This window comes from Pseudomonas sp. LG1E9 (assembly GCF_003290225.1).
Classification (GTDB): Bacteria; Pseudomonadota; Gammaproteobacteria; order Pseudomonadales; family Pseudomonadaceae; genus Aquipseudomonas; species Aquipseudomonas cyclaminis.
The window spans coordinates 3,677,853-3,701,122 of record NZ_CP029983.1; the positions used below are offsets into that span (position 1 = coordinate 3,677,853).

A 23,270-nucleotide genomic window follows, 5' to 3' on the forward strand; every position below is an offset into this window, starting at 1 on the left:
CCTCGAACAAGCCATTGTTTAATCGAGGTATTTAGTGAATTGGCGAGGGCCGAGTCTAGCGCAGGGCGGCCCCTCTTACCAAATCACGGGGCGGTTTCTTCATCCTCGGTGGGTTCCTGGGGCTGGGTCTGGGCCTGGCTCCACTCGGCGTCCTGCTTCTGCATCAGTGCGAACCAATGCTGGCGCATGAACGTGAGATACGCCTCGGGCGCCTTGGCGAAATCCTTCTCATCGCCATAGCAACCCGGCAATGGCAATTCGGTGCCCTGCTCCTTGTACTGGCTGACCAGCGCCTGTTGCCCGGCGATGCTGCAATCCTTGGGCAGCGGCATACCGCGCAGTGCCCCGGCCTCTTCATCCCACCACGCGGCGCCGTAGCGGTCGACACCGCGCAAACGATACTTCTGCGACTTGCCCACGTGCATGATCAGCTTGAACTCATTGGGGCTGACGTCGCTGGTGCAGGTGCGCGAATAGCCCACAGTGGCCTGGGTGATGCCATCGCCGGCCAGGTCGGTGACCTTGGTTGCGCCCTGATCGAAGCGCAGGGAGGCGTCGAACTCACAATGCTGTACATCGTCGTAGAGCATCCACACGCGCTTGGGGCGGTTGCCGTCAATCAGGTACTGGGCGGCATACACAAAGGCCGACTGGGTGCCGTCGTCATCCCGCTCGCTGACCTGTTCAGCCAGCACCAGCAGGTTCTTGCCCTGGCGGTCGTCCCAAGTATAGGCGGCGATCTGCTTGCCACGCACTTCCACGCCATCCGGCACCTGATCGATGCTGGTCAGCGCTACGCCTTCATCGGCGCGTACGGTCGCGACACACGCCACGCTCATCAACAACCCCATCAATACCGGCCGCAACTGGCCGCGTAAAAGCTGCACGCTATTCATCCGATCACCCTGGCAAGAGAGCGCTTACTTTACCGGCACTTGGCGGGTATTGCAGAGAAGATTGTTGAATAAAACGCCAAGCCGGGATGGGCGTGTCACACCGGAACCAAACGCCTTACAGACAGTTCCGATATCGCCCCAGCCCACCTTAGTTGACTAGCTGAACCCTAGCTGTCTGCCTGTCAAATAAACGAGTTTTTCATCTGCCTTTCATATCTGTTCCACATTTTTACGCTTAATCTTAAACACAGCACTTCATGGCAATCCGCGCTTTAGCGACTAACCTGTTGATTATGCTTCATCTTTAGCGCCGCCTTTTTATCAGCGGGCTGCCTTTTCGCCCAATGATTGCTGCTGTTTTCACGCGCCAAGTTGTACTTACCCCGAGGTCATGATTCTTTGAAACCCTACCCTATTCATTGCGTGTCGGTCGTTATCCCGGTCTACAACGAAGAAGAAAGCCTGCCCGAATTGCTGCGTCGCACCACCGCAGCCTGCAAGCAACTGGCCTACGAATACGAAATCATCCTGGTGGATGACGGTAGCCGTGACAATTCTGCCCAACTGCTCGAAGACGCTGCAGCTGAAGACGGCAGCCACGTAGTGGCCGTGATCCTCAACCGCAACTACGGCCAGCATGCGGCGATCATGGCTGGTTTCGAACAGTGCCGGGGCGAAGTGGTGATTACCCTCGACGCCGACCTGCAGAACCCGCCCGAAGAAATCCCGCGCCTGGTGGAACAAGCCGCCCTCGGCTACGACGTGGTGGCCACCGTACGCAACAATCGCCAGGACTCGGCGTTTCGCCGCTGGCCGTCACGCCTGATCAACCTTGCCGTGCAGCGCTCCACCGGCGTGGCCATGACGGACTACGGCTGCATGCTGCGCGCCTACCGCCGCACTATCGTCGATGCCATGCTCGCCTGCCGCGAGCGCAGTACGTTTATCCCGATCCTGGCCAACGGTTTCGCGCGCCACACCACCGAAATCCTGGTGCACCACGCCGAGCGTGAGCACGGCGAGTCCAAATACAGCGCCATGCGCCTGATCAGCCTGATGTTCGACCTGCTGACCTGCATGACCACCACCCCTTTGCGCCTGCTGTCCATTGTCGGCTTCAGCCTGGCGGCCCTGGGCATGCTGTTCGCCTTCGCGCTGATCGTCCTGCGCCTGGCCTTCGGTGCCGACTGGGCGGGCGACGGCCTGTTCGTGCTGTTCGCAGTGCTGTTCGTGTTCACCGGCGGCCAGTTCATTGGCATGGGCCTCTTGGGTGAATACCTGGGCCGCATGTACAGCGATGTGCGCGCCCGCCCCCGTTTCTTTATCGAAAAAGTGCTGCGCAACCAACCGGCAGCACCGGCTCCCATGGTCGTCGTTGACGGCCTGGCGTCTTCCCATACTTCCACTTCTGCCGATCAGGTCCAGTCATGAGTTCAAAAGCTGTTGTATTCGCGTACCACGATATTGGGTGTGCAGGCATTGAAGCGCTGCTCAATACCGGCTACGAAATTGCTGCCGTGTTTACCCATGCCGACGACCCCAAGGAAAACAACTTCTACGGCTCCGTCGCCCAACTCTGCGCCCGCAATGGCATCCCGGTACATGCCCCGGAAGACGCCAACCATCCCTTGTGGATTGAGCGCATCGCCAAGCTGAACCCGGACTACATCTTCTCCTTCTACTACCGCAACCTGCTGAGCGAGCCTTTGCTTGCCACCGCCAGCAAAGGCGCGTTCAACCTGCACGGCTCGCTGCTGCCCAAATACCGTGGTCGCGCGCCGGCCAACTGGGTACTGGTCAACGGCGAGACCGAAACCGGCGTGACCCTGCACCGCATGGTCAAGCGTGCCGATGCCGGCGCGATCCTCGCCCAACAGAAAGTCACCATTGACCGCAGCGACACCGGCCTCACTCTGCACGCCAAGCTGCGTGAAGCAGCCAGCAACCTGCTGCGCGATGCTTTGCCGCAACTGGCCCAAGGCAAGCTGACCGAAACCGCACAGGATGAAAGCCAAGCCACTTACTTCGGTCGCCGCACCGCGGCAGACGGCAAGCTGGATTGGAAACAACCGGCCGAAACCCTGTTCAACCTGGTTCGCGCCGTGACCCAACCGTATCCGGGCGCCTTCTGCGCTGTGGGCGAGCACAAGCTGATCGTGTGGCAAGCCGATGTGGTCAAGGGCAACGAAGGCCTGGCGCCGGGCCGTGTGATCAGTGTCAACCCGCTGCGCATCGCTTGCGGTGAAGACTCCCTGGTGGTCAAGTTCGGCCAGCGCAACGACAACGGCCTGTACCTGGCCGGTCCTTCCCTGGCCAATGAACTGGGCCTGGTGGACGGTTCCGTGCTGCGCGGCGCCGAGTCCGGCCGCACGCCGCGCCGCACCCGCGTACTGATCCTGGGCGTCAACGGCTTTATCGGTAATCACCTGTCCGAGCGCCTGCTGCGTGACGACCGTTACGAAGTCTACGGCCTGGACATCGGCTCCGACGCCATCGAGCGCCTGCGCAGCCACCCCAACTTCCACTACGTGGAAGGCGACATCAGCATCCACACCGAGTGGATCGAGTACCACATCAAGAAGTGCGACGTGGTCCTGCCGCTGGTGGCCATCGCCACGCCGATCGAATACACCCGCAACCCGCTGCGCGTGTTCGAGCTGGATTTCGAAGAAAACCTCAAGCTGGTGCGCTACTGCGTCAAGTACAACAAGCGCGTGATCTTCCCGTCGACCTCCGAAGTCTATGGCATGTGCCAGGACCAGTACTTCGATGAAGACACCTCCAACCTGGTGGTCGGCCCGGTCAACAAACAGCGCTGGATCTACTCGGTCTCCAAGCAACTGCTGGACCGCGTGATCTGGGCCTACGGCGCCAAGGGCCTGAACTTCACGCTGTTCCGTCCGTTCAACTGGATGGGCCCGCGCCTCGACCGCCTGGATTCGGCGCGTATCGGCAGCTCCCGTGCAATCACCCAACTGATCCTGAACCTGGTGGAAGGCACGCCGATCCGTCTGTTCGACGGCGGCGAGCAGAAGCGCTGCTTCACTGACATCGCCGACGGCATCGAAGCCCTGGCCCGCATCATTGATAACGACAACGATGCGTGCAACGGCCAGATCATCAACATCGGCAACCCGGAAAACGAAGCCAGCATCCGCCAGTTGGGCGAAGAGCTGCTGCGTCAGTTCGAAGCTCACCCGCTGCGCGGCAACTTCCCGCCGTTCGCCGGTTTCCGCGACGTCGAGAGCAAGGCGTTCTACGGCACCGGTTACCAGGACGTGGCACACCGCAAGCCAAGCATCGAAAACGCCAAGCGCCTGCTGAACTGGGAGCCGACCGTGGAAATGAGCGAAACCATCGGCAACACCCTGGATTTCTTCCTGCGTGAAGCCATGCTCGAAATCGCGGACAAAAAGTAATGAAGGCTGGCTTGCGCATTGACGTCGACACCTACCGTGGCACCCGTGAAGGTGTGCCGCAGCTGCTCGAAACCCTGGATGAAGCCGGGGTCAAGGCGACGTTCTTCTTCAGTGTCGGGCCGGACAACATGGGGCGCCATTTGTGGCGCCTGATCCGCCCGCAATTTCTGTGGAAGATGCTGCGTTCCAACGCCGTTGGCCTGTATGGCCTGGATATTCTGCTGGCCGGCACCGCCTGGCCAGGCAAGCCGATTGGCCGTGACCTGGGGCACCTGATGCGCCAGGCCAAGGCCGCCGGGCATGAAGTCGGCCTGCACGCCTGGGATCACCACGGCTGGCAGGCCAATACCGGGCGTTGGAGCGAGGCACAGTTGGTCGAGCAGGTCCGGCGTGGCGTCGACACCCTGAGCGACATCCTGGGTGAACGCGTCGATTGCTCGGCGGCCGCCGGTTGGCGTGCCGATGAGCGCGTGGTGCAAGCCAAGCAAGGTTTCAACTTTCGCTATAACAGTGATTGCCGAGGTACCAGCCTGTTTCGACCGACCTTGGCCGATGGCAGCGCGGGCACCCCACAAATTCCGGTGGACCTGCCGACCTTCGACGAAGTCGTCGGGCCGGTGGTGGCTGCCAAAGACTTCAATGGCTTCATCCTCGACCGGTTTGCCGAGTCGAAGCTCAACGTCTACACAATCCACGCAGAAGTAGAAGGGATTCTGATGGCCAATGACTTTCGCCAGTTGCTTGCCCAGGCTGGGCAGCGCGGCATCCACTTCACCCCCCTGGGCGATTTGTTGCCTGCGGACGTGACCACCCTGCCCCAGCAACAGTTGGTACGCGGCGCCTTGAGCGGCCGCGAGGGTTGGCTGGGAGTACAGCAGGCATGATCCGCCGCTGGGCCTTGCCCCTGCTCCTGTTGGCATTCGGCGTGTTTTACCTGCTGCCGCTGGTCACCCATGGCTTGTGGATTCCGGATGAAACCCGCTACGCGCAGATCAGTCAGGAAATGCTGCTGACCGGCAAGTGGGCGTCGCCGCACTTCATGGGCATTCGTTACTTCGAAAAACCCGCCGCGGGGTATTGGATGATCGCGCTGGGCCAGGCGATCTTCGGGCAGAACCTGTTTGGCGTTCGCTTCGCCTCGGCCCTGAGTACCGGCCTGAGCATCCTGCTGGTGTACCTGGTGTCGCGTCGGCTGTGGAATGACCCGCACAAGAGCCTGGTCAGCAGCGTGCTGTACATGAGTTTTGTCAGCATCGCGGCGTTGGGCGGCTATGCCAACCTCGACCCGCAGTTCACCTTCTGGGTCAACCTGACCGGCGTGGCCTTGTGGTTCTGCTTCGACAGCACCACCCGTAATGGCCGCCTGGGCGCCTGGGCGTTGCTGGGCTTTGCCTGTGGCATGGGCTTTATGACCAAGGGTTTCCTGGCGTGGCTGCTGCCGGTGTTGATCGCCCTGCCCTACGCGATCTGGCAGAAACGCTTTGGCGAGTTACTCAAGTTCGGCGTGGTTGCCGTGGTGGTGGCGATTGTGGTCAGCCTGCCTTGGGCGCTGGCTGTGCACCTGCAAGAGCCGGACTACTGGAATTTCTTCTTCTGGCACGAGCATATCCAGCGCTTTGCCGGCGACGATGCCCAGCACGCCGAGCCGTTCTGGTATTACCTGCCGCTGCTGGTCGCGTTTTGCCTGCCTTGGGTGGCCCTGCTGCCGTCAACGCTCAAACAGGCGTGGCAGGACAAGCGCAGTGCAAAAATCGGCTTCGTGCTGCTGTGGCTGCTGATGCCTTTGGCGTTCTTCAGCCTGGCCAAAGGCAAGCTGCCGTCCTACATCATGCCGTGCCTGCTGCCCCTGGCCCTGCTGATGGGCTCGACCCTGGCGGACAAACTCGCTGCCGGCCGTGGCCGTGTGCTGCGGATCAACGGTTGGCTGAACCTGCTGATTGGCGTCGCGGTATTACTGGCGCTGACGTGGGTTCAACTGAAAAAGCCGGTGTACGCACACGGCGAGGAAACCCTCAGCCTGGTGCTGGTGTTTGCCTTTCTGTTCAGCTGGATCATCGTCAACCTGTTGCAGGCCGCACGGCCGCTGCACCTGTGGGCGGCACCGGCGCTGGGCAGTTGGCTGATGGTTGCCCTGCTGCCGGCCGCACTGCCGCACTCCGTGGTCTACAACAAGACGCCGGATCAATTCATCATCGATCACCTGCAGGAGCTACAGCCGGCCACCGCGTTGCTGAGCAATGACCTGGGTGCGGCCTCGGCGCTGTCGTGGCGCTTGCAGCGGCCGGACGTGACGCTCTACAACACAATCGGCGAAGTGAAGTACGGCCTCGCTTATCCGGATGCAGCCCATCACAAGGTGGATACCCGGCAAGTCCAGCAGTGGATGAGCGACGCCCGCAAAAAAGGTGCGGTGGGTGTGGTGATGCGCGTTAAAGGTGACGATGAAATTGCCGAAGTTGCATTGCTGCCCACTGACGGTCAGCGCTATGAGCAAGGCAATCTGATGATTCTGATCTTCCCGCAGGTGGCGCCGTGATCACCCTGCTGTTGTTACTGGTGGCCTGCCTGCTCACCTGTATGGGCCAGGTTTCACAGAAATTTGCTGTAGAAGGCTGGCGCGACCAGCCCGACGGCTGGGCACTGAAACTGCGCTCACCGTGGCTGTGGGCGGCGCTGGTGAGCCTCGGCCTGGGGCTGCTGGTGTGGTTGCTGGTGTTGCAGCGCCTGGAAGTCGGCATCGCCTACCCCATGCTCAGCCTGAATTTCGTGCTGGTCACCCTGGTGGCGCGGTTTGTGTTCCATGAAACCATCGACCGTCGTCACTGGCTGGGTGTGCTGCTGGTGATTGCCGGCGTCGTGCTGCTGGGGCGCCAGGTATGAGCCGGGCTCAAGGCTTCGCCCTGGCCCTGGGCAGCGTCGGCCTGGTCAGCGCCGCCCAGTTGGGCATGCGCTGGAGCATGACGCGCTTGCCGCTGCCCAACGAATGGCTCACGGCCCGCATTGATCCGGGCGCCCTTGGCGTGGTGAGCCTGGCGATCTGCGCCTATGCGTTGTCGATGCTCTGCTGGCTCGGCGCACTCAAGCACCTGCCACTGGGTCGCGCCTATTCGCTGCTGAGCATCAGCTACGCGCTGGTGTACCTGCTGGCGGCCAGCCTGCCGGTGTTCAACGAACATTTTTCCGTTTCAAAAACCCTGGGGGTGGCGCTTGTCATCCTCGGTGTGCTGATCATCAACTCTCGTCGTGCCAGTGCTACAAGCCCCAGGAATGCCCCATGAAAATCAGTGTATTTGGTAGTGGTTACGTCGGCCTGGTACAGGCCACCGTATTAGCCGAAGTCGGTCATGATGTGATCTGCATGGACGTCGATCAAAACAAGGTCAAGCTGCTGCAGCAAGGCCATGTGAGCATCTTCGAGCCGGGGCTGGCCGCGATGGTCAAGGAGAACCTGGAAAGCGGGCGCCTGCATTTCACCTTTGATGAAAAGCTCGCCGTCGAACACGGTGAAGTGCTGTTTATCGCCGTCGGCACGCCGTCGGATGAAGACGGCTCGGCCGACTTGAAATACGTGCTGTCGGTGGGTGATGCCGTGGCTCGTCATCGGGTGGCCCCGGTCATTCTGGTGGAAAAATCCACCGTCCCCGTGGGCACCGGCGACACCTTGCGCGCCCACATCGAAAAAGCCCTGCACGTCGCGGGTCGCCACTTGGAGTTCGATATCGTCTCCAACCCGGAATTCCTCAAGGAAGGCTCGGCGGTTGCTGACTGCCGCCGCCCGGACCGCATCATCATCGGCTGCGAGCGCGAAGAAGTCCGCGAGGTCATGCGCGATCTGTACGCGCCGTTCAACCGCAACCATGACCGCATCATCTTCATGGACCTGCGCAGCGCCGAACTCACCAAGTACGCCGCCAACTGCATGCTGGCCACCAAGATCAGCTTTATCAACCAGATCGCCGAGCTGGCCGAGCACCTGGGGGCGGACATCGAAGCCGTGCGCCTGGGCATCGGTGCCGACTCGCGCATCGGCTATCACTTTATCTACCCCGGTTGCGGCTACGGCGGCTCGTGCTTTCCCAAGGACATGCGCGCCTTGATCCACAGCGCCAAACAGGCCAACTGCTCCAGCGACCTGCTGGAAGCCGTGGAAGCCATCAACCAACGCCAGAAGAGCAAGCTGTTCGAGCGCATCAATGCGTTCTTCCAGGGCAACCTGCGCGGCAAGACCTTCGCCCTGTGGGGCCTGGCCTTCAAACCCAACACCGACGACATGCGCGATGCACCCAGCCGCGTGCTGATGGAAGCGCTGTGGGCGGCGGGCGCCAACGTACGCGCCTTCGACCCGGAAGCCATGCAGGAAACCCAGCGCCTCTACGGCGACGAAGAGCGGCTGATGCTGATGGGTACGCCGGAGTCCACCCTGGTGGGCGCCGATGCGTTGATCGTGTGCACCGAATGGCAGCAGTTCAAGGCCCCTGATTTCGACCTGATCCACCAGCGCCTGAAAACCCCGGTGATCTTCGACGGCCGCAACCTGTACGACGGCGAACGCCTGTCGCGCAAGGGCTTCCAGTATTTCCCGATTGGCCGGGGCGACTCGTGCCAGTTGCCGATTCCGCAGCAGCAGTGGATGCCGCAGGTCGTGGAAGCCTGATACGTGAACACAGCCCAACTGCCGTTGCTGAGTACCACGATCCGCCGCCAATCCCTCGGTTTGGGATTGCTGGCGTTATTGCTGTTTATCGCCGGCAGTTGGCACCAGGCGATTATCGGGTTCGACTCACGCTTCGTGCTGTTCGCCCAGGAAATGCTGCGCCATGGGCCGGGCTTTTTCCCCACCACTTACGGCCAGCCGTATGCCGATTATCTGGCCACCTCGACGCTGATGACCTGGCTGTTGTCGCTGCCCTTGGGCCAGGTCACCAGCCTCACCGCCTGGCTGCCGACTTCGCTGGCCTCGGCAGTGATCGTCATTCTGGTGTATCGCCTGACGGCGCCCTACTCCCAGCGCTGGGGCCTGCTGAGCATTGCGGTGTTGCTGTTGAGCACCACGTTTATCAGCGAAACCCGCGCCGTTTCCCTGGACCAGATGCTCGCCGCCATCACCTTGACGGTGTTCTACCTCGGTTACGCCCACGACCACTTCGCTGCCGACAAGCGCCTGCACTGGCTGTTCCTGCTCTTGATCGTGGGGTTTGCGATACGCGGCCCGATTGGCCTGGTGGTGCCTACCGGCGTGCTGTGCAGCTATTACCTGATCAACCGGCAATGGCGCCAACTGGTGAGCTTCGGCCTGGTGGCCCTGGCGCTGTTGGTGGCGTGTGTCGGCCTGCTGTTGCTGATGGCCAAGCTCAGTGGCGGTGAGGGCTTCATGCAGGACGTGATCCGCATGCAGTTCCTCGGGCGCATGGATGGCAGCGAAGGTTCCAGCGGCGTGCTGTATTACTTCACCAGCTCTTTGGGCAATTACGCCTTGGCCTACCCGTTGGCATTGTTGGTGCTGCTGGCTGTAGCAATCAGCGGGCGGCGCACACCTGACCCGGCCGTGCAATTGGTGCTGTACTGCGCCGCAGCGGCCTTGCTGGTGTTGCTTGGCCTGTCGATTCCTCAGGCGAAGAAGGCGCGCTATGTACTGCCGATGCTGCCCATGGCGGCGATTATTGCGGCGTATCCCTTCTCTACCGCGCACGGGCGGCTGTTTGCCTGGTTGCGCGGGCTGATGCTGGTTATATGGACGCTATTGCCCGCGCTGTTGATCGCCGGCCTGCTGTTCGCCCGCCCACGCTACCCGGAACAGCTGAGCCAGCTGGGGCTGATGTTAGGTGTGCTGGGCGTCCTGCAGGCAGTGGCACTGTCGGCGTGGTGCGCGCCTCGCCTGCGGCCGGTGGGTCCGGCCATTGCGGCGGTGTTGGCAGTGTGGTCCACGTACATTCTGGTGGTCGAACCGCTGGAGCGCAGTGTCTATGACACTCGCACATTTACCTTGCGGGTTCACCAGCAGGTGATGCAACAGCGCGCCCCCGTGGTATTGCACGGCTTGGGCAAAGACGCCAAGGCCATTAAATACATGGTCAACCTTGACTGCGACCAGGTGCCGTTGTTCACCCAACAGGCGGCCGACCTGACGCCCCTGCAAGGCCCGGCCTGGCTGGTGATGAGTCAGGTGGACTTTGAAGGTCTCAAAGATCCGCGCTTTGCCACTCTCACGCCGACCTTGACCGGTGAGTTCGACCGCAACCCCTATGTGCTGCTGCACCTGGTCAAACCCACGCAGCCTTGAGTTGCCACGCGGAAACCTCCTACGCACCTATACGTAAAGGCTGGTGTCATATCACTTTCCTACGTCCGAACCCCAACGTTAAACTCGATCGCCAGGTGCGTTAAGTATCTACCGCCACTGGCCATGAATAACTACAAGGACGCTAGAAGGCGCAGCGCCTGCTGCGGCTCGCTTCGTGAGAGGACAATGCCGTGCCAAATCATCATTTACTGAATACCCCTGCCTCATTGGTCCGCGATGAAGTGCATATCGGCTACCTGCCGATTCCGCCGCTGGATCGACTGATGGCGCTGCGCAATGCCCTCGTCGCGCTAAAAGGCCCCCTGGCCGGTGAACCTGGCATGCAGGAAAACCTGCAGAAGCAGCTGTTCAATGAAGACACCGATAACCGCGTTCTGGGAAAGCCCAATACCCAGTGCATTCGCGTCTAGTTCATTATTTTTGTATTAAAACCTCACTAATATGCATTGGCGCTGCGCTATAGGGCACGGCACACTGCGCAGGTTCCTCCCCCAAATGCAGGAACTTTCAGAGGGCTTTTCCGGGCAACCAGACAAGCCTTTTTTTTGCCCGCCGTTTATGGATTCCTGTTCAATGCTCGCTCGCTGGTTCCCCGCTGCAATCAATACCCGTCCCTCCGAATGGAGCCGTGCTGCCATTGGCATGGCCCTGGGCACACTGTTCAGTGTCTGGCTCTGTGCCCAGGTGTTTGGCATGGAGGTCGCGTTGCACCTGCTTGGCCCGCTGGGGGCCTCGGCAGTCCTGTTGTTTGCGGTCTCGTCCGGTGCGCTGGCGCAGCCCTGGTCGATCATCGGCAGCTACCTGTGCGCCGCCGTTGTGGCATTGCTGGTTGCGCGCGTGCTCGGGCGCACATTGGGCGGCGCTTGCCTGGCGGCGGGCATGTCGGTGGTATTGATGTGCTGGCTGCGTTGCCTGCACCCACCCGCCGGTGGCCTGGCCATGACGCTGGTGCTGGCCGACCCGGCCTCTGCGGCGCTGGGCTGGCATGAGTTGGGCGCCGTGCTGCTCGGCGCCGGCGCGCTGTTGGCCTGTGCCCTGGCCTATAACAATGCCACGCGCACGCGCTATCCCAAGGGCGCTGTCGAGTCACCGTCAATCGTTTTGAATAACGCCAATGCGGCTCCGGACCCTGCCGTGACCGCCGTCGACTTGAAGCTGGCCCTCGCCGAAATGGAACAGTTCTACGATGTGGCACCTGCAGAGCTTGAGCAACTGATTCACGCGGCCGAAACCCACGCGCGCCGTCGCAGCATCGGCGAAGTGCTGGCCAATCGCACGCCCTGACCGAGGCCACAGCCACCCTGCATAAATGCAACAACCACCTGCATGATTCCGGGTTGTACTGCGCAAATTTGCGCTGGTAGGATCGCGAGAAGGTTCGTCCGCGAACATCTTGATAAAGAACAATAAAAGCAGGGAGTTAGAGATGACTGCTCAGGTTTCATCCGAAGCAAGCCGTGCCGATACACCTCAGGAAGAGGTACTCGCCGACGTCCGCAACCATATCGGCCACCTCACCCTCAACCGCCCCGCCGGTTTAAACGCCATAACCCTGGACATGGTTCGCAGCCTGACCCGGCAACTGCAGGCCTGGTCAGACGACCCGTCGGTCTACGCCGTGGTCCTGCGCGGCGCTGGCGACAAGGCCTTCTGTGCGGGTGGCGATATTCGCTCGCTGTACGACAGCTTCAAGAACGGCGACACCCTGCACGAAGAGTTCTTCGTCGAGGAATACGCCCTCGACCTCGCGATCCACCACTACCGCAAGCCCGTACTCGCCCTGATGGACGGCTTTGTCCTGGGCGGCGGCATGGGCCTGGTGCAAGGTGCGGATTTGCGTGTGGTCACCGAGCGCAGCCGGCTGGGCATGCCGGAAGTGGCCATCGGTTATTTTCCCGACGTGGGCGGCAGCTATTTTCTGCCGCGCATTCCGGGCGAACTGGGGATCTACCTCGGCGTTACCGGCGTGCAGATCCGTGCTGCCGATGCGCTGTATTGCGGGTTGGCCGACTGGTACCTCGACAGCGCGAAGTTGGACGAACTGGACCAGAAACTCGACCACCTGCGCTGGCACGACTCCCCCCTCAAAGACTTGCAAGGCCTGCTGGCAAAGCTTGCGGTGCAGCAACTGCCCGATGCGCCGCTGGCGGCCTTGCGCCCGGCGATAGACCATTTCTTCGGCTTGCCGGATGTACCCAGCATGGTCGAGCAATTACAAGCCGTCACTGTTGCCGACAGCCATGAGTGGGCGCTCAACACCGCCCACCTGATGCAGACCCGGTCCCCCCTGGCCATGGCCGTCACCTTGCAAATGCTGCGCAAGGGCCGCCGGCTGACGCTGGAACAATGTTTTGCCCTTGAGTTGCACCTGGACCGTCAATGGTTCGAGCGCGGCGACCTGATCGAAGGCGTGCGTGCCCTGATCATCGACAAGGACAAGACCCCACGCTGGAACCCGCCCACCCTGCATGGGTTGGCGGCGGCCCATGTCGAAAGCTTCTTCCAACAGTTCGAGCAGGTTGCGAGATAAATCATGCAAGACATTGAATACACAGAAGAACAAGTGATGATTCGCGACATGGCGCGCGACTTTGCGCGGGGTGAAATCGCGCCGTATGCCCAAGCCTGGGAAAAAGCCGGTTGGATCGACGACAACCTGGTCGCCAAGATGGGCGAACTGGGCCTGTTGGGCATGGTGGTCCCGGAAGAATGGGGCGGCACCTACGTCGACTACGTGGCCTATGCCTTGGCAGTCGAAGAGATTTCCGCCGGCGATGGCGCCACCGGCGCGCTGATGAGTATCCACAATTCAGTGGGTTGCGGGCCGATCCTCAACTACGGCACAACCGCGCAGAAGGAAACCTGGCTGGCCCAGCTTGCCAGTGGCCAGGCGATTGGTTGTTTCTGCCTGACCGAACCCCAGGCCGGTTCCGAAGCCCATAACCTGCGCACCCGCGCTGAGCTGCGTGAAGGCCAGTGGGTGATCAACGGCGCCAAGCAATTCGTCAGCAACGGCAAACGCGCCAAGCTGGCCATCGTCTTTGCCGTGACTGACCCGAGCCTGGGCAAGAAAGGCATCTCCGCCTTCCTGGTGCCCACCGACACCCAGGGTTTTGTGGTGGACCGTACCGAACACAAGATGGGTATTCGTGCGTCTGACACCTGCGCGGTGACCCTCAACCAATGCACGGTCCCGGAAGCCAACCTGCTGGGCGAACGCGGTAAAGGCCTGGCGATAGCGCTGTCGAATCTGGAAGGTGGACGCATCGGCATCGCCGCCCAGGCCTTGGGTATCGCCCGCGCGGCGTTTGAAGCGGCGCTGGCCTACGCCCGTGACCGTGTGCAGTTCGACAAGCCGATCATTGAACATCAGAGCGTGGCCAACCTGCTGGCGGACATGCAAACCCGCCTCAACGCCGCCCGCCTGCTGATCCTGCACGCCGCCCGCCTGCGCAGTGCCGGCAAGCCGTGCCTGTCGGAAGCGTCACAAGCCAAGCTGTTTGCCTCGGAAATGGCGGAGAAGGTCTGCTCGTCAGCCATGCAGATACATGGCGGGTACGGTTACCTGGAGGATTACCCGGTGGAGCGTTACTACCGGGATGCGCGGATTACGCAGATTTACGAAGGGACCAGCGAGATTCAGCGGATGGTGATTGCCAGGGAGCTCAAGCACTACCAGCTCTGACCGACTCACGCACCCTCACCGGCATAGGTATCTACATAACTTCCCGTGGATGCTGAGCCTATGGCAACTGGGCTGTTGTGGTGAGCGGGCTTGTCCCGCGCTGGGCTGCGAAGCAGCCCCAAAACCAGGCAACTTGGGTTTTCTGAAAAAACGCGGTGGCTTTGATGGGGCTGCTTCGCAGCCCAGCGCGGGACAAGCCCGCTCACCACAGAGTTATGTATAAGCCTTTGAGAGTCCTCTGCTCTCACCGGGCAAGCAGCTGTCGAGCGCAAGCGAGGCTGCGTTGGCGCCCCCGCAGATCGCAGGGTGTCAATACGTCCGCCCCCACACGCTTATCTGTCTTTGAACTCCGGCGCACGCTTGGCCACAAACGCCGCCATGCCTTCCTTTTGATCCAGCGTCGCGAAGGCCGCATGGAACACCCGGCGCTCAAAGCGCACGCCTTCGGACAGGCTCACTTCAAACGCGCGGTTGACGCTTTCCTTGACCATCATGCTGATCGGCACTGACTTGCCGGCGATCAGGGTGGCGACTTTCAGGGCTTCATCCAACAGCTCATCGGCCGGCACGATGCGTGCAACAATGCCGCAACGTTCTGCTTCCACGGCATCGATAAAGCGCCCGGTCAGGCACATTTCCATAGCCTTGGCCTTGCCCACGGCCCGGGTCAGGCGTTGGGTGCCGCCCATGCCCGGCAGGACGCCGAGGTTGATTTCCGGCTGACCGAACTTGGCGCCGTCGCCCGCCAGGATGAAGTCACACATCAGCGCCAGTTCGCAACCGCCGCCCAAGGCAAAGCCGTTCACGGCGGCAATGATCGGTTTGCGGCGGTTGGCCACGCGGTCGCTGTCGCTGAACAGGTCATCGAGGTAGATCTGCGGGTAGGTCAGCTCGGCCATTTCCTTGATGTCGGCGCCGGCCGCAAAGGCTTTCTTGGAACCGGTCAGCACGATGCAGCCGATTTTCGGATCGGCTTCCAGGCCATCCAGCGCCTGGTTCAACTCACTGACCAGTTGCGCATTCAGCGCGTTCAGGGCTTGCGGACGGTTCAGGGTAATCAGTCCGACGCGGCCCTGGACGTCGAGCAAAATGGTTTCGTAACTCATGTATCGGCTCCTTAGAGATTGCGTGAGATGACCATGCGTTGGATATCGCTGGTGCCTTCGTAAATCTGGCAGACCCGCACATCGCGGTAGATCCGCTCCAGAGGAAAGTCGCTCAGGTAACCGTAACCGCCCAGGGTTTGCAAGGCAGCCGAACAGACTTTCTCGGCCATTTCCGAGGCGAACAGCTTGGCCATGGACGCTTCCACCAGCGCTGGCTTGCCGCTGTCGCGCAGGGCGGCGGCGTAATGCACCATTTGCCGGGCCACGGCAATTTGCGTGGCCATGTCGGCCAGGCGGAAGGCAACGGCCTGGTGTTCGATCAGTGGCTTGCCGAAACTTTCGCGCTCGCGGGCGTAGTCCCGGGCCGCTTCAAATGCGGCGCGGGCCATGCCCACCGATTGCGAGGCGATGCCCACGCGGCCGCCTTCAAGGTTGGCCAGGGCGATCTTGTAGCCTTCGCCCTCCTCGCCCAAACGGTTGGCCACCGGAACCTTCAGGTCTTCAAACAGGATCTGGCAGGTGTCCGACGCATGCTGCCCCAGCTTGTCCTCGACCCGCGCCACGCTGTAGCCCGGCGAATCGGTGGGCACGATGAACGCGCTGATCCCGCGTTTGCCCGCTGCGGGGTCAGTGACGGCAAACACAATCACCACCCCGGCGTTTTGCCCGGAGGTGATGAACTGTTTACAGCCATTCAACACGTAGTGGTCGCCATCCAGGCGGGCGCGGGTTTTCAGGCTGCTGGCGTCAGAGCCGGCCTGGGGTTCGGTCAGGGCAAAGGCTCCCAGCATGGCGCCGCTGGCCAGCGGCGTGAGGAACTGGGCTTTTTGCTGGTCGTTGCCGAACTTGAGGATCGGCACGCAACCCACCGAGTTATGCACGCTCATGATGGTGGAACAGGCACCGTCACCGGCGGCGATTTCTTCCAGCGCCATGGCGTAGGCCAGGTAGCCAGTGTCGCAACCGCCCCACTGTTCCGGCACCAGCATGCCGAAAAAGCCCAGTTCGGCCATTTCGCCGATGGCCTCCTTGGGAAAACGGTGCTCGCGGTCCCACTCGGCGGCGAAGGGTTTGAGGCGTTCCTGGGCAAATTGCCGGGCCGCGTCGCTGATTTGCAGTTGTTCGTCATTGGGCAGCATGGGGGGCAGTCCTTAATACAGGCATTCAACGGCCATGGCCGTGGCTTCACCACCGCCGATGCAGATTGCGGCAACGCCTCGCTTGAGGCCCTTTTGGCGCAGGGCCGAGAGCAAGGTCACCAGGATGCGCGCGCCGGAGGCGCCGATCGGATGGCCCAGCGCGCACGCGCCACCGTGGATATTGACCTTGGCGTGGGGGATTTGCAGCTTGCTCATGGTCACCAGGCTCACCACCGCGAAGGCTTCGTTGATCTCGAACAGATCCACCTCATCCAGGCTCCAGCCGGTCTTGCTCATCAGCTTGCGAATCGCGCCCACCGGCGCTACCGGAAACAGCCCCGGCTCATCGGCGAAGGCGGCATGCCCGTGGATGATCGCCAACGGCTTGAGCCCACGCTGGTGCGCTTGGGACTCGCGCATCAGTAACAGCGCCGCGGCGCCGTCGGAAATCGAGCTGGAGTTCGCCGCTGTCACCGTGCCGCCTTCACGAAAGGCGGGTTTGAGGCTGGCGATCTTGTCCAGCCTGGCCTTGGGCGGTTGTTCGTCGTGCAGGATGGTTTTTTGTTCTTTGCCGACAGTGACCTGCACCGGCACGATCTCGGCCGCGAAGTTGCCGTGGGTGATCGCTTCCTGGGCGCGGGCCAGCGACGCAATGGCGAAAGCGTCCTGCGCTTCGCGGGTAAAGCCGTTATGCAGCGCGCAATCTTCGGCGAAGGTGCCCATCAGACGGCCCTTGTCGTAGGCGTCTTCCAGGCCATCGAGAAACATATGGTCCAGGACGCGGCCGTGGCCCATGCGGTAGCCGCTGCGGGCGCGGTCGAGCAGATACGGCGCGTTCGACATGCTCTCCATACCGCCGGCAATCACCACATCGACGCTGCCGGCCAGCAGTGAATCATGGGCCAGGATCGTCGCTTCCATGCCCGAGCCGCACATCTTGTTAAGGGTGGTGCAGCGGGTGGACTTATCCAACCCGGCGCCCAACGCCGCTTGCCGTGCCGGCGCCTGGCCCAGGCCAGCGGGGAGTACGCAGCCAAACAGCACTTCATCCACGGCGTCAGTGGCGATACCGGCACGCTCGACCGCCGCACGAATCGCGGCCGCGCCGAGCTGAGGTGCGGTCAAGCCCTTGAGGTCGCCCTGGAACCCGCCCATGGGCGTGCGTACGGCGCTGACAATCACGATGGGATCAGTCATGAAGCACTCCTTACTTGGCAGCCATGCGCAAGGCACCGTCGAGGCGGATCACCTCGCCATTGAGCATGCTGTTTTCAATGATGTGCCGCACCAGTGCGGCGTATTCGGCAGGCTTGCCCAGGCGTGGCGGAAATGGCACGCCGGCGGCAAGGGAGTCGCGTACTTCGGGGGTCATGCCGGCCATCATCGGGGTTTCGAAGATGCCGGGGGCGATAGTCATTACGCGAATGCCGAAACGCGCCAACTCACGTGCGGCGGGCAGTGTGAGGCTGGCGATTGCGCCCTTGGACGCCGCATACGCGGCTTGACCGATTTGCCCGTCAAACGCAGCGACGGAAGCGGTGTTGATGATGACGCCGCGTTCACCGTCGGCATTCGCTTCGGTCTCGGCAATGGCGGCGGCGGCCAGGCGCAACAGGTTGAAGCTGCCGATCAGGTTGACGTTGATCACCTGGGCGAAGCTCGCCAGACCGTGAGGGCCGTTCTTGCCGAGGATTTTTTCGCCGCGCACCACACCAGCGCAGTTAACCAGCCCGTGCAAACCGCCAAACGCCGCGACGGTGGCCTGCACGGCAGCTTCGGCAGCCGCTTCCTGGCTGATATCGGCCACGCTGCTGCGGGCGTTATCACCCAACTGCAGGGCCTTGGCCGCCACGGCCTCGGCGTTCAGGTCCACCAGCATCACTTTGGCGCCAGCGGCGACGAGCATCTCAGCGGTGGCCGCGCCAAGGCCTGAGGCGCCGCCGCTGACCAGAAAAACCTTGTTTTCAATCTGCATCATTGTTTCCTTGAACGATGGACCAAGTAACGAGCGTATTGACCAAATAGTCCCTTGCGCGCTGCACAGCGGCAATGGTCAAAGCCTTCAACATGGCTGACTGGTTTGGCCAAGAGTGCATTGATCATAGACCGCACCATTCAGCCCGTTGGCCCAAGCGATTGGACGCCCTCCCCGCCAGCTTCTAACTTGATGGCCTGCGCCACCCAACTGACCTGAAGCCGGTTTGACACCTGCCCTGGTCTGACCGAAGCTGACGGCCTTTGTAATAGCTGCTCAAGCTTTCGGACGCCTGCATGTCAAAGTCACGCCGTTACGCCATCGTCGGCCTGTGCGCCCTGTTGTTCATTGTGCTGATCACTTGGTATTTCTCGCGCTCCGCCCCAGTGGCGGTGGCGCCTGCCATTGCCCATGGTTATTCCAAGGCCCTGAAGCAGGCGCGTAACGGCGAACCGGGCGCCGCCCGCGTGCTGTATCAGCAATTGGGCCGCCCGGACCTGACTGATGAGCGCCGCGCTGCGCTGCATGCCGAACTGCACAACTACCCGAGCCCCCAGGCCCTGAAGCTGGCGGATAAGGACCTGGGCAATCACTCGCCCGGGGTCCGCGAAGCGGCGATCCACAGCATTGTCGGCCTGGTTCCCACAGGCCAGCGCACCCTGTTGCTCGGCCCGGCGCTGGATGACCCCGAACAAAGCGTGCGCTTTGCCGCCGCCAATGCCTTGCTCGGCCTGTCGCCGGACACCCTTGGCCTGTACTTCGGGCCGTTGCAACAGGTACTGGATGAATTTGTAAAGCACCTCAAGACCCAGCCCGAAACCGCCGAGGGCTGGATTCAGCTGGCACGCCTGTACATCCACAGCGCCCTGCTGCCTGAGGCGCAACATGCCCTGGAGCAGGCGATGCGTTTGCAGCCGGACAACCTGCAAGCAGTGGTTGCGCAGATCGAGCTGCTGGATAAACAAGGCAAGACTGACGAATCCCGCCAATTACTGGCCCGACAGTTGGCGGCGCACCCCGAATCCGCCTACCTGCAACACGCCCTCGGCATGTGGCTGCTGCACCACGGCGAGCGGCCTTATGCGCTGCTCGGCCTGTCCAAGGCAGTGGAACTGGAGCCGGACAATCAGGATTACCGCTACGATCTGGCCACCACCCTGCACGACCAGCAGGAACTGGAAGCAGCGCAACGCCAATTGGAGGAAATCGTCCAGCGTCACCCTTCCAATCGCAAGGCGCGAGTGTTGCTGGTCAACTACTGGAAAGAGAGCGGGCAGTTGCAGAATGTCCAGGTGCTGTTGGCTCAGCTTGAGCAACAAAACCCGGACGATCCAGCGTTGCAACAAGGTCTGTAGAGCCGTCCTGCGCTTACAAATTGAAGCAAATGTGGAACGGTTGCAAAGTGCCACGGTCAAGTAAACATGGCGTGTCGCAACGGACATGCCCTTCTACTTGTACGTGACCCGAGGGCACTTCTTGTCTACATCCAAAGAGCTGTTCAGTGAAAAGGCGGCCATCGGCATCGAAGGTCTTGATGACATTCTTTCCGGAGGTCTATCGCGCAGCCACTTGTTCCTGCTGGAAGGCGAACCCGGCACTGGTAAAACTACCGTGGCGCTGCATTTCCTCCAGGCCGGGGCGAAAAACGGCGAGCGATCCTTGTACATCACCTTGTCGGAGACGGAGCACGAACTGCGCCAGGGCGCCAAGTCCCACGGCTGGGACTTGGACGACAACATCCATATCTTCGAGCTGACCCCACCGGAAAGCCTGCTCAATGCAGAGCACCAGCAGAGCCTGCTGTATTCCTCTGACCTTGAACTGGGCGAAGCCACTCGGCAGATTTTCGAGGTGGTGGAACGGGTCAAGCCCACCCGTGTGGTCGTCGACAGCCTCTCCGAGATCCGCCTGCTGGCGCAGAGCTCTTTGCGTTACCGCCGGCAGATCCTCGCGATCAAGCACTACTTCGTACGTTACGACGCCACCGTATTGCTACTGGACGACCTGACCACCGAATCCCTGGATAAAACCGTGCACAGCGTGGCCCACGGCGTGATCCGCCTGGAAGAATTGACGCCAAACTACGGCGCCGAACGCCGCCGAGTGCGGGTAGTGAAATACCGTGGTCAGAAGTATCGCGGCGGTTTCCACGACTTCACCATCATGCAGGACGGCGTGCACGTGTTCCCTCGCCTGGTGGCGGCCGAACACCGCGGTGGCTACAACCGCCAGACGCTCACCAGTGGCATCAGCGAGATGGACTCATTGTTGGGTGGTGGCATCGAAACCGGCTCCAGCAGCCTGATCCTCGGCCCAGCCGGTACTGGTAAATCGCTGATCTCGATGATCTTCGCCGCCGCCGCCGTGTCACGGGGCGAGAAGGCTGCGCTGTTTATTTTCGACGAAGAGCTGGGGCTGCTGTTCGAGCGCATGAAAAACATGGGCATCGACCTCGAAGCGCTGCAGGCCACCGGAAACCTGATGATCGAACAAGTGGACGCTGCCGAGCTGTCCCCCGGCGAGTTCTCCCACCGGGTGCGCCGCGCCGTCGATGAAGCGGGCATCAAAACCGTGGTGATCGACAGCATCAACGGGTACCAGGCAGCAATGCCGGAGGAAAACGCGCTGATCCTGCACATGCACGAACTGCTGCTGTACCTCAACCGTAGAGGCGCGGCCACCTTCATGACCGTCGCCCAACACGGGCTGGTCGGCGATATGCAAGCGCCGGTCGACATCACCTACTTGGCCGACACGGTCATTCTGCTGCGTTACTTCGAAGCCCTGGGCAAAGTCCGCCGCGCAATTTCGATCATCAAGAAACGTACCGGCGCCCACGAATCGACCATTCGTGAATACCGCATCGGCAGCCGTGGCCTTACCGTTGGCGAGCCTCTGGACAACTTCCAGGGCGTACTGCGCGGCATCCCGACCTACATGGGTGCCGGCTCCCCTCTGCTCAAGGATGAGGGATAGTGCCCACTCTACCTGGCGTCTCCGAGCGCGCGATTATCCTGGCGCCCGTAGGACGCGATAGCTCGCTGGCGCTGATGATGCTCAACGAGGCCGGTTACACCGGCATCGTCGCGACCCACCTGCCAATGCTGTGCGACGCGCTGGAACAGGGTGCAGGCCTGCTGATCATCGCCGCTGAAGCATTGCGCGGTGTCGACCTTGAGCCCCTGCTGGAGTACTTGCACCAGCAGCCGGCCTGGTCGGACATGCCCATCGTGCTGATGACCCACCATGGCAGCAGCGAGCAGAATGGCTCCTCCCAGTTCAGCGGCTTGCTCGGCAATGTCACCTTTCTGGAGCGGCCCTTCCACCCCGTGACGCTAATCAGCCTGGTCAGCACTGCCCTGCGCGGCCGTCGCCGGCAGTATGAGGCGCGTGACCGCCTGATCGACTTGAGCAAAAGCGAGCTGCGCCTGCAACGCACCCTGGAAACCCTCGAACAGCAAGTCGAGGAGCGCACAGCCCAACTGCGTCACAACGAAGAGGCCCTGCGCCAATCACAGAAAATGGAAGCCGTCGGCCAATTGACCGGCGGCATCGCCCATGACTTCAACAATATGCTCACCGGGATCATCGGCAGCCTGGAGCTGCTGCGAAGGCGCGTGTCCCGTGGCAAATTGGACGACCTCGACAGCCTGATCGACCTGGGCGTCACCTCGGCCAACCGCGCAGCCGGGTTGACCCACCGGTTGCTGGCGTTTTCCCGCCGCCAGTCGCTGGATTCCAAGCCGGTCAATATCAACGAGCTGGTCAGCTCAATGGGCGAACTGCTGCAACGCAGCATCAATGAAAGCATCACCCTTGAGATGCACCTCACGGACCAGCTGTGGACGGCCGAAGCCGACCCCAATCAACTGGAAAGCGCCCTGCTCAACCTGGTACTCAACGCCCGCGATGCCATGCCCAACGGCGGCAAATTGGTGGTGGAAACCACCAACCGACACCTGGACAGCGTGTTTACCGCCGCCTTTGGCACCCTGCCCCCAGGCGACTACGTTGAGTTGAGCATCAGCGACAACGGCTGCGGCATTCCCGAAAGCGTGATTGGCCGTGTATTCGACCCGTTCTTTACCACCAAGCCGATCGGCCAGGGCACGGGCCTTGGTTTGTCGATGATCTACGGGTTCGCCCGTCAGTCCCGCGGCCACGTGACCCTGCACAGCGAAGTGGGCCTGGGGACGACCGTCAGCTTGTTCCTGCCGCGTTTTCTGGGTGAAACCGTGCTGGCGGCCCCGCTCAACCCTGCGCTGCTGCCATTGGCCAATTCGGGGGAGACCGTGCTGATCGTCGAAGACGACCCCGCCGTACGCGTGCTGGTCTGCGCAGTACTCAAGGAGTTGGGTTATGGCTTTGTTGAGGCCGGGGATGCCAATACGGCATTACCGATCATTGAGTCGGACCAACGCATCGATCTTCTGATCAGTGACGTCGGCCTGCCGGGTATGAATGGCCGGCAGATGGCCGAAATCGGCCGGCAGCTTCGACCGGATCTCAAGGTGTTGTTCATCACGGGGTATGCTGAACATGCGGCGGTACGCGGCGGGTTCCTGGACCCTGGCATGCAGTTGATCACCAAGCCGTTCACGTTCGATCTATTGACGGCGAAGGTCAGGGAGATGATTCGAGCATAACCCCTCCCAACATAATGGGGGGGGCGCAAGTTATGCAGGGTAACTTGTTAGTGGCTCTTCTAATGCTTTGTAACACTTCAAAAATACGCACAGGGACCTTAAC

The 23,270-nt window shown here is 61.6% G+C and carries 20 protein-coding genes; 15 read left to right on the forward strand and 5 right to left on the reverse strand.

All coding sequences use genetic code 11. From position 1 onward, the window contains the following. Positions 1 to 83 precede the first annotated feature (83 nt). Positions 84 to 896: a M949_RS01915 family surface polysaccharide biosynthesis protein gene (locus DNK50_RS16825; protein ID WP_099582970.1), complete on the reverse strand. Its 813-nt coding sequence runs from the start codon at positions 894 to 896 to the stop codon at positions 84 to 86. 399 nt (positions 897 to 1,295) lie between these two features. On the opposite strand from DNK50_RS16825, the gene arnC reads away from it, so the two are divergent. The 12 genes from arnC (at position 1,296) to DNK50_RS16885 (ending at position 14,301) form a co-directional block, all read left to right on the forward strand. Continuing rightward, positions 1,296 to 2,327: an undecaprenyl-phosphate 4-deoxy-4-formamido-L-arabinose transferase gene (gene arnC / locus DNK50_RS16830; protein ID WP_112195259.1), complete on the forward strand. Its 1,032-nt coding sequence runs from the start codon at positions 1,296 to 1,298 to the stop codon at positions 2,325 to 2,327. Next, positions 2,324 to 4,315, forward strand: coding sequence for a bifunctional UDP-4-amino-4-deoxy-L-arabinose formyltransferase/UDP-glucuronic acid oxidase ArnA (arnA, locus tag DNK50_RS16835; protein ID WP_112195261.1), 1,992 nt, complete (start codon positions 2,324 to 2,326; stop codon positions 4,313 to 4,315). Before arnC ends, arnA begins: the two co-directional genes overlap by 4 nt. Continuing rightward, positions 4,315 to 5,199 carry a 4-deoxy-4-formamido-L-arabinose-phosphoundecaprenol deformylase gene (gene arnD / locus DNK50_RS16840; RefSeq protein ID WP_112195263.1) on the forward strand — a complete coding sequence of 295 codons (885 nt, stop codon included), beginning with the start codon at positions 4,315 to 4,317 and terminating at the stop codon, positions 5,197 to 5,199. Before arnA ends, arnD begins: the two co-directional genes overlap by 1 nt. Next, entirely contained in the window at positions 5,196 to 6,851 is a 1,656-nt protein-coding gene (arnT, locus tag DNK50_RS16845) for a lipid IV(A) 4-amino-4-deoxy-L-arabinosyltransferase (protein WP_112195265.1), read from the forward strand. Before arnD ends, arnT begins: the two co-directional genes overlap by 4 nt. Beyond that, a complete protein-coding gene (gene arnE, locus DNK50_RS16850; RefSeq protein ID WP_112195267.1) occupies positions 6,848 to 7,195 on the forward strand; it encodes a 4-amino-4-deoxy-L-arabinose-phosphoundecaprenol flippase subunit ArnE in 348 nt (115 codons plus the stop codon). Before arnT ends, arnE begins: the two co-directional genes overlap by 4 nt. Continuing rightward, the gene (gene arnF / locus DNK50_RS16855; protein ID WP_099582980.1) at positions 7,192 to 7,593 is read left to right on the forward strand and encodes a 4-amino-4-deoxy-L-arabinose-phosphoundecaprenol flippase subunit ArnF; all 402 of its coding nucleotides are present in this window, start codon (positions 7,192 to 7,194) and stop codon (positions 7,591 to 7,593) included. Before arnE ends, arnF begins: the two co-directional genes overlap by 4 nt. Continuing rightward, positions 7,590 to 8,969 carry a UDP-glucose/GDP-mannose dehydrogenase family protein gene (locus tag DNK50_RS16860; protein ID WP_112195269.1) on the forward strand — a complete coding sequence of 460 codons (1,380 nt, stop codon included), beginning with the start codon at positions 7,590 to 7,592 and terminating at the stop codon, positions 8,967 to 8,969. Before arnF ends, DNK50_RS16860 begins: the two co-directional genes overlap by 4 nt. Before the next feature lie 3 nt (positions 8,970 to 8,972). Further along, positions 8,973 to 10,595 carry a glycosyltransferase family 39 protein gene (locus DNK50_RS16865; protein WP_099582984.1) on the forward strand — a complete coding sequence of 541 codons (1,623 nt, stop codon included), beginning with the start codon at positions 8,973 to 8,975 and terminating at the stop codon, positions 10,593 to 10,595. A gap of 284 nt (positions 10,596 to 10,879) precedes the next feature. Beyond that, entirely contained in the window at positions 10,880 to 11,026 is a 147-nt protein-coding gene (locus tag DNK50_RS28950; RefSeq protein ID WP_177411615.1) for a hypothetical protein, read from the forward strand. 163 nt (positions 11,027 to 11,189) lie between these two features. Beyond that, positions 11,190 to 11,900 carry an HPP family protein gene (locus DNK50_RS16875; protein WP_112195272.1) on the forward strand — a complete coding sequence of 237 codons (711 nt, stop codon included), beginning with the start codon at positions 11,190 to 11,192 and terminating at the stop codon, positions 11,898 to 11,900. 142 nt (positions 11,901 to 12,042) lie between these two features. Continuing rightward, positions 12,043 to 13,146, forward strand: a complete 1,104-nt coding sequence (locus DNK50_RS16880) for an enoyl-CoA hydratase/isomerase family protein (protein ID WP_112195274.1) — start codon at positions 12,043 to 12,045, stop codon at positions 13,144 to 13,146. 3 nt (positions 13,147 to 13,149) lie between these two features. Next, positions 13,150 to 14,301 carry an acyl-CoA dehydrogenase family protein gene (locus tag DNK50_RS16885; RefSeq protein ID WP_112195276.1) on the forward strand — a complete coding sequence of 384 codons (1,152 nt, stop codon included), beginning with the start codon at positions 13,150 to 13,152 and terminating at the stop codon, positions 14,299 to 14,301. Positions 14,302 to 14,633: 332 nt separating this feature from the next. On the opposite strand, the gene DNK50_RS16890 is transcribed toward DNK50_RS16885, so the two are convergent. Genes DNK50_RS16890 through DNK50_RS16905 form a run of 4 tightly spaced genes read right to left on the reverse strand, consistent with a single transcriptional unit; the run spans position 14,634 to position 18,521 of the window. Next, positions 14,634 to 15,407 carry an enoyl-CoA hydratase gene (locus DNK50_RS16890; RefSeq protein WP_112195278.1) on the reverse strand — a complete coding sequence of 258 codons (774 nt, stop codon included), beginning with the start codon at positions 15,405 to 15,407 and terminating at the stop codon, positions 14,634 to 14,636. 11 nt (positions 15,408 to 15,418) lie between these two features. Then, positions 15,419 to 16,546: an acyl-CoA dehydrogenase gene (locus DNK50_RS16895; RefSeq protein ID WP_099582994.1), complete on the reverse strand. Its 1,128-nt coding sequence runs from the start codon at positions 16,544 to 16,546 to the stop codon at positions 15,419 to 15,421. A 12-nt stretch (positions 16,547 to 16,558) separates the two neighbouring features. Next, entirely contained in the window at positions 16,559 to 17,743 is a 1,185-nt protein-coding gene (locus tag DNK50_RS16900; RefSeq protein WP_112195280.1) for an acetyl-CoA C-acyltransferase, read from the reverse strand. Between the two features lie 10 nt (positions 17,744 to 17,753). Beyond that, positions 17,754 to 18,521: an SDR family NAD(P)-dependent oxidoreductase gene (locus DNK50_RS16905; RefSeq protein WP_099582997.1), complete on the reverse strand. Its 768-nt coding sequence runs from the start codon at positions 18,519 to 18,521 to the stop codon at positions 17,754 to 17,756. A 296-nt stretch (positions 18,522 to 18,817) separates the two neighbouring features. Between DNK50_RS16905 and DNK50_RS16910 the strand changes: the two genes are divergently transcribed. From DNK50_RS16910 to DNK50_RS16920, 3 genes are all read left to right on the forward strand, one after another. Further along, positions 18,818 to 19,876, forward strand: a complete 1,059-nt coding sequence (locus tag DNK50_RS16910; RefSeq protein ID WP_112195282.1) for a tetratricopeptide repeat protein — start codon at positions 18,818 to 18,820, stop codon at positions 19,874 to 19,876. A gap of 121 nt (positions 19,877 to 19,997) precedes the next feature. Beyond that, positions 19,998 to 21,497 carry an ATPase domain-containing protein gene (locus tag DNK50_RS16915; RefSeq protein ID WP_112196953.1) on the forward strand — a complete coding sequence of 500 codons (1,500 nt, stop codon included), beginning with the start codon at positions 19,998 to 20,000 and terminating at the stop codon, positions 21,495 to 21,497. Next, a complete protein-coding gene (locus DNK50_RS16920) occupies positions 21,497 to 23,167 on the forward strand; it encodes an ATP-binding protein (RefSeq protein WP_112195284.1) in 1,671 nt (556 codons plus the stop codon). The genes DNK50_RS16915 and DNK50_RS16920 overlap by 1 nt, the downstream gene beginning before the upstream one ends. Positions 23,168 to 23,270: the final 103 nt, after the last annotated feature.

Coding starts and splice junctions, on each gene's coding strand:
- DNK50_RS16825 (WP_099582970.1), bottom strand. CDS start 896: ATGAATAGCGTGCAGCTTTTACGCGGCCAGTTGCGGCCGGTATTGATG.
- arnA (WP_112195261.1), top strand. CDS start 2,324: ATGAGTTCAAAAGCTGTTGTATTCGCGTACCACGATATTGGGTGTGCA.
- arnD (WP_112195263.1), top strand. CDS start 4,315: ATGAAGGCTGGCTTGCGCATTGACGTCGACACCTACCGTGGCACCCGT.
- arnT (WP_112195265.1), top strand. CDS start 5,196: ATGATCCGCCGCTGGGCCTTGCCCCTGCTCCTGTTGGCATTCGGCGTG.
- arnF (WP_099582980.1), top strand. CDS start 7,192: ATGAGCCGGGCTCAAGGCTTCGCCCTGGCCCTGGGCAGCGTCGGCCTG.
- DNK50_RS16860 (WP_112195269.1), top strand. CDS start 7,590: ATGAAAATCAGTGTATTTGGTAGTGGTTACGTCGGCCTGGTACAGGCC.
- DNK50_RS28950 (WP_177411615.1), top strand. CDS start 10,880: ATGGCGCTGCGCAATGCCCTCGTCGCGCTAAAAGGCCCCCTGGCCGGT.
- DNK50_RS16875 (WP_112195272.1), top strand. CDS start 11,190: ATGCTCGCTCGCTGGTTCCCCGCTGCAATCAATACCCGTCCCTCCGAA.
- DNK50_RS16880 (WP_112195274.1), top strand. CDS start 12,043: ATGACTGCTCAGGTTTCATCCGAAGCAAGCCGTGCCGATACACCTCAG.
- DNK50_RS16885 (WP_112195276.1), top strand. CDS start 13,150: ATGCAAGACATTGAATACACAGAAGAACAAGTGATGATTCGCGACATG.
- DNK50_RS16890 (WP_112195278.1), bottom strand. CDS start 15,407: ATGAGTTACGAAACCATTTTGCTCGACGTCCAGGGCCGCGTCGGACTG.
- DNK50_RS16895 (WP_099582994.1), bottom strand. CDS start 16,546: ATGCTGCCCAATGACGAACAACTGCAAATCAGCGACGCGGCCCGGCAA.
- DNK50_RS16900 (WP_112195280.1), bottom strand. CDS start 17,743: ATGACTGATCCCATCGTGATTGTCAGCGCCGTACGCACGCCCATGGGC.
- DNK50_RS16905 (WP_099582997.1), bottom strand. CDS start 18,521: ATGCAGATTGAAAACAAGGTTTTTCTGGTCAGCGGCGGCGCCTCAGGC.
- DNK50_RS16910 (WP_112195282.1), top strand. CDS start 18,818: ATGTCAAAGTCACGCCGTTACGCCATCGTCGGCCTGTGCGCCCTGTTG.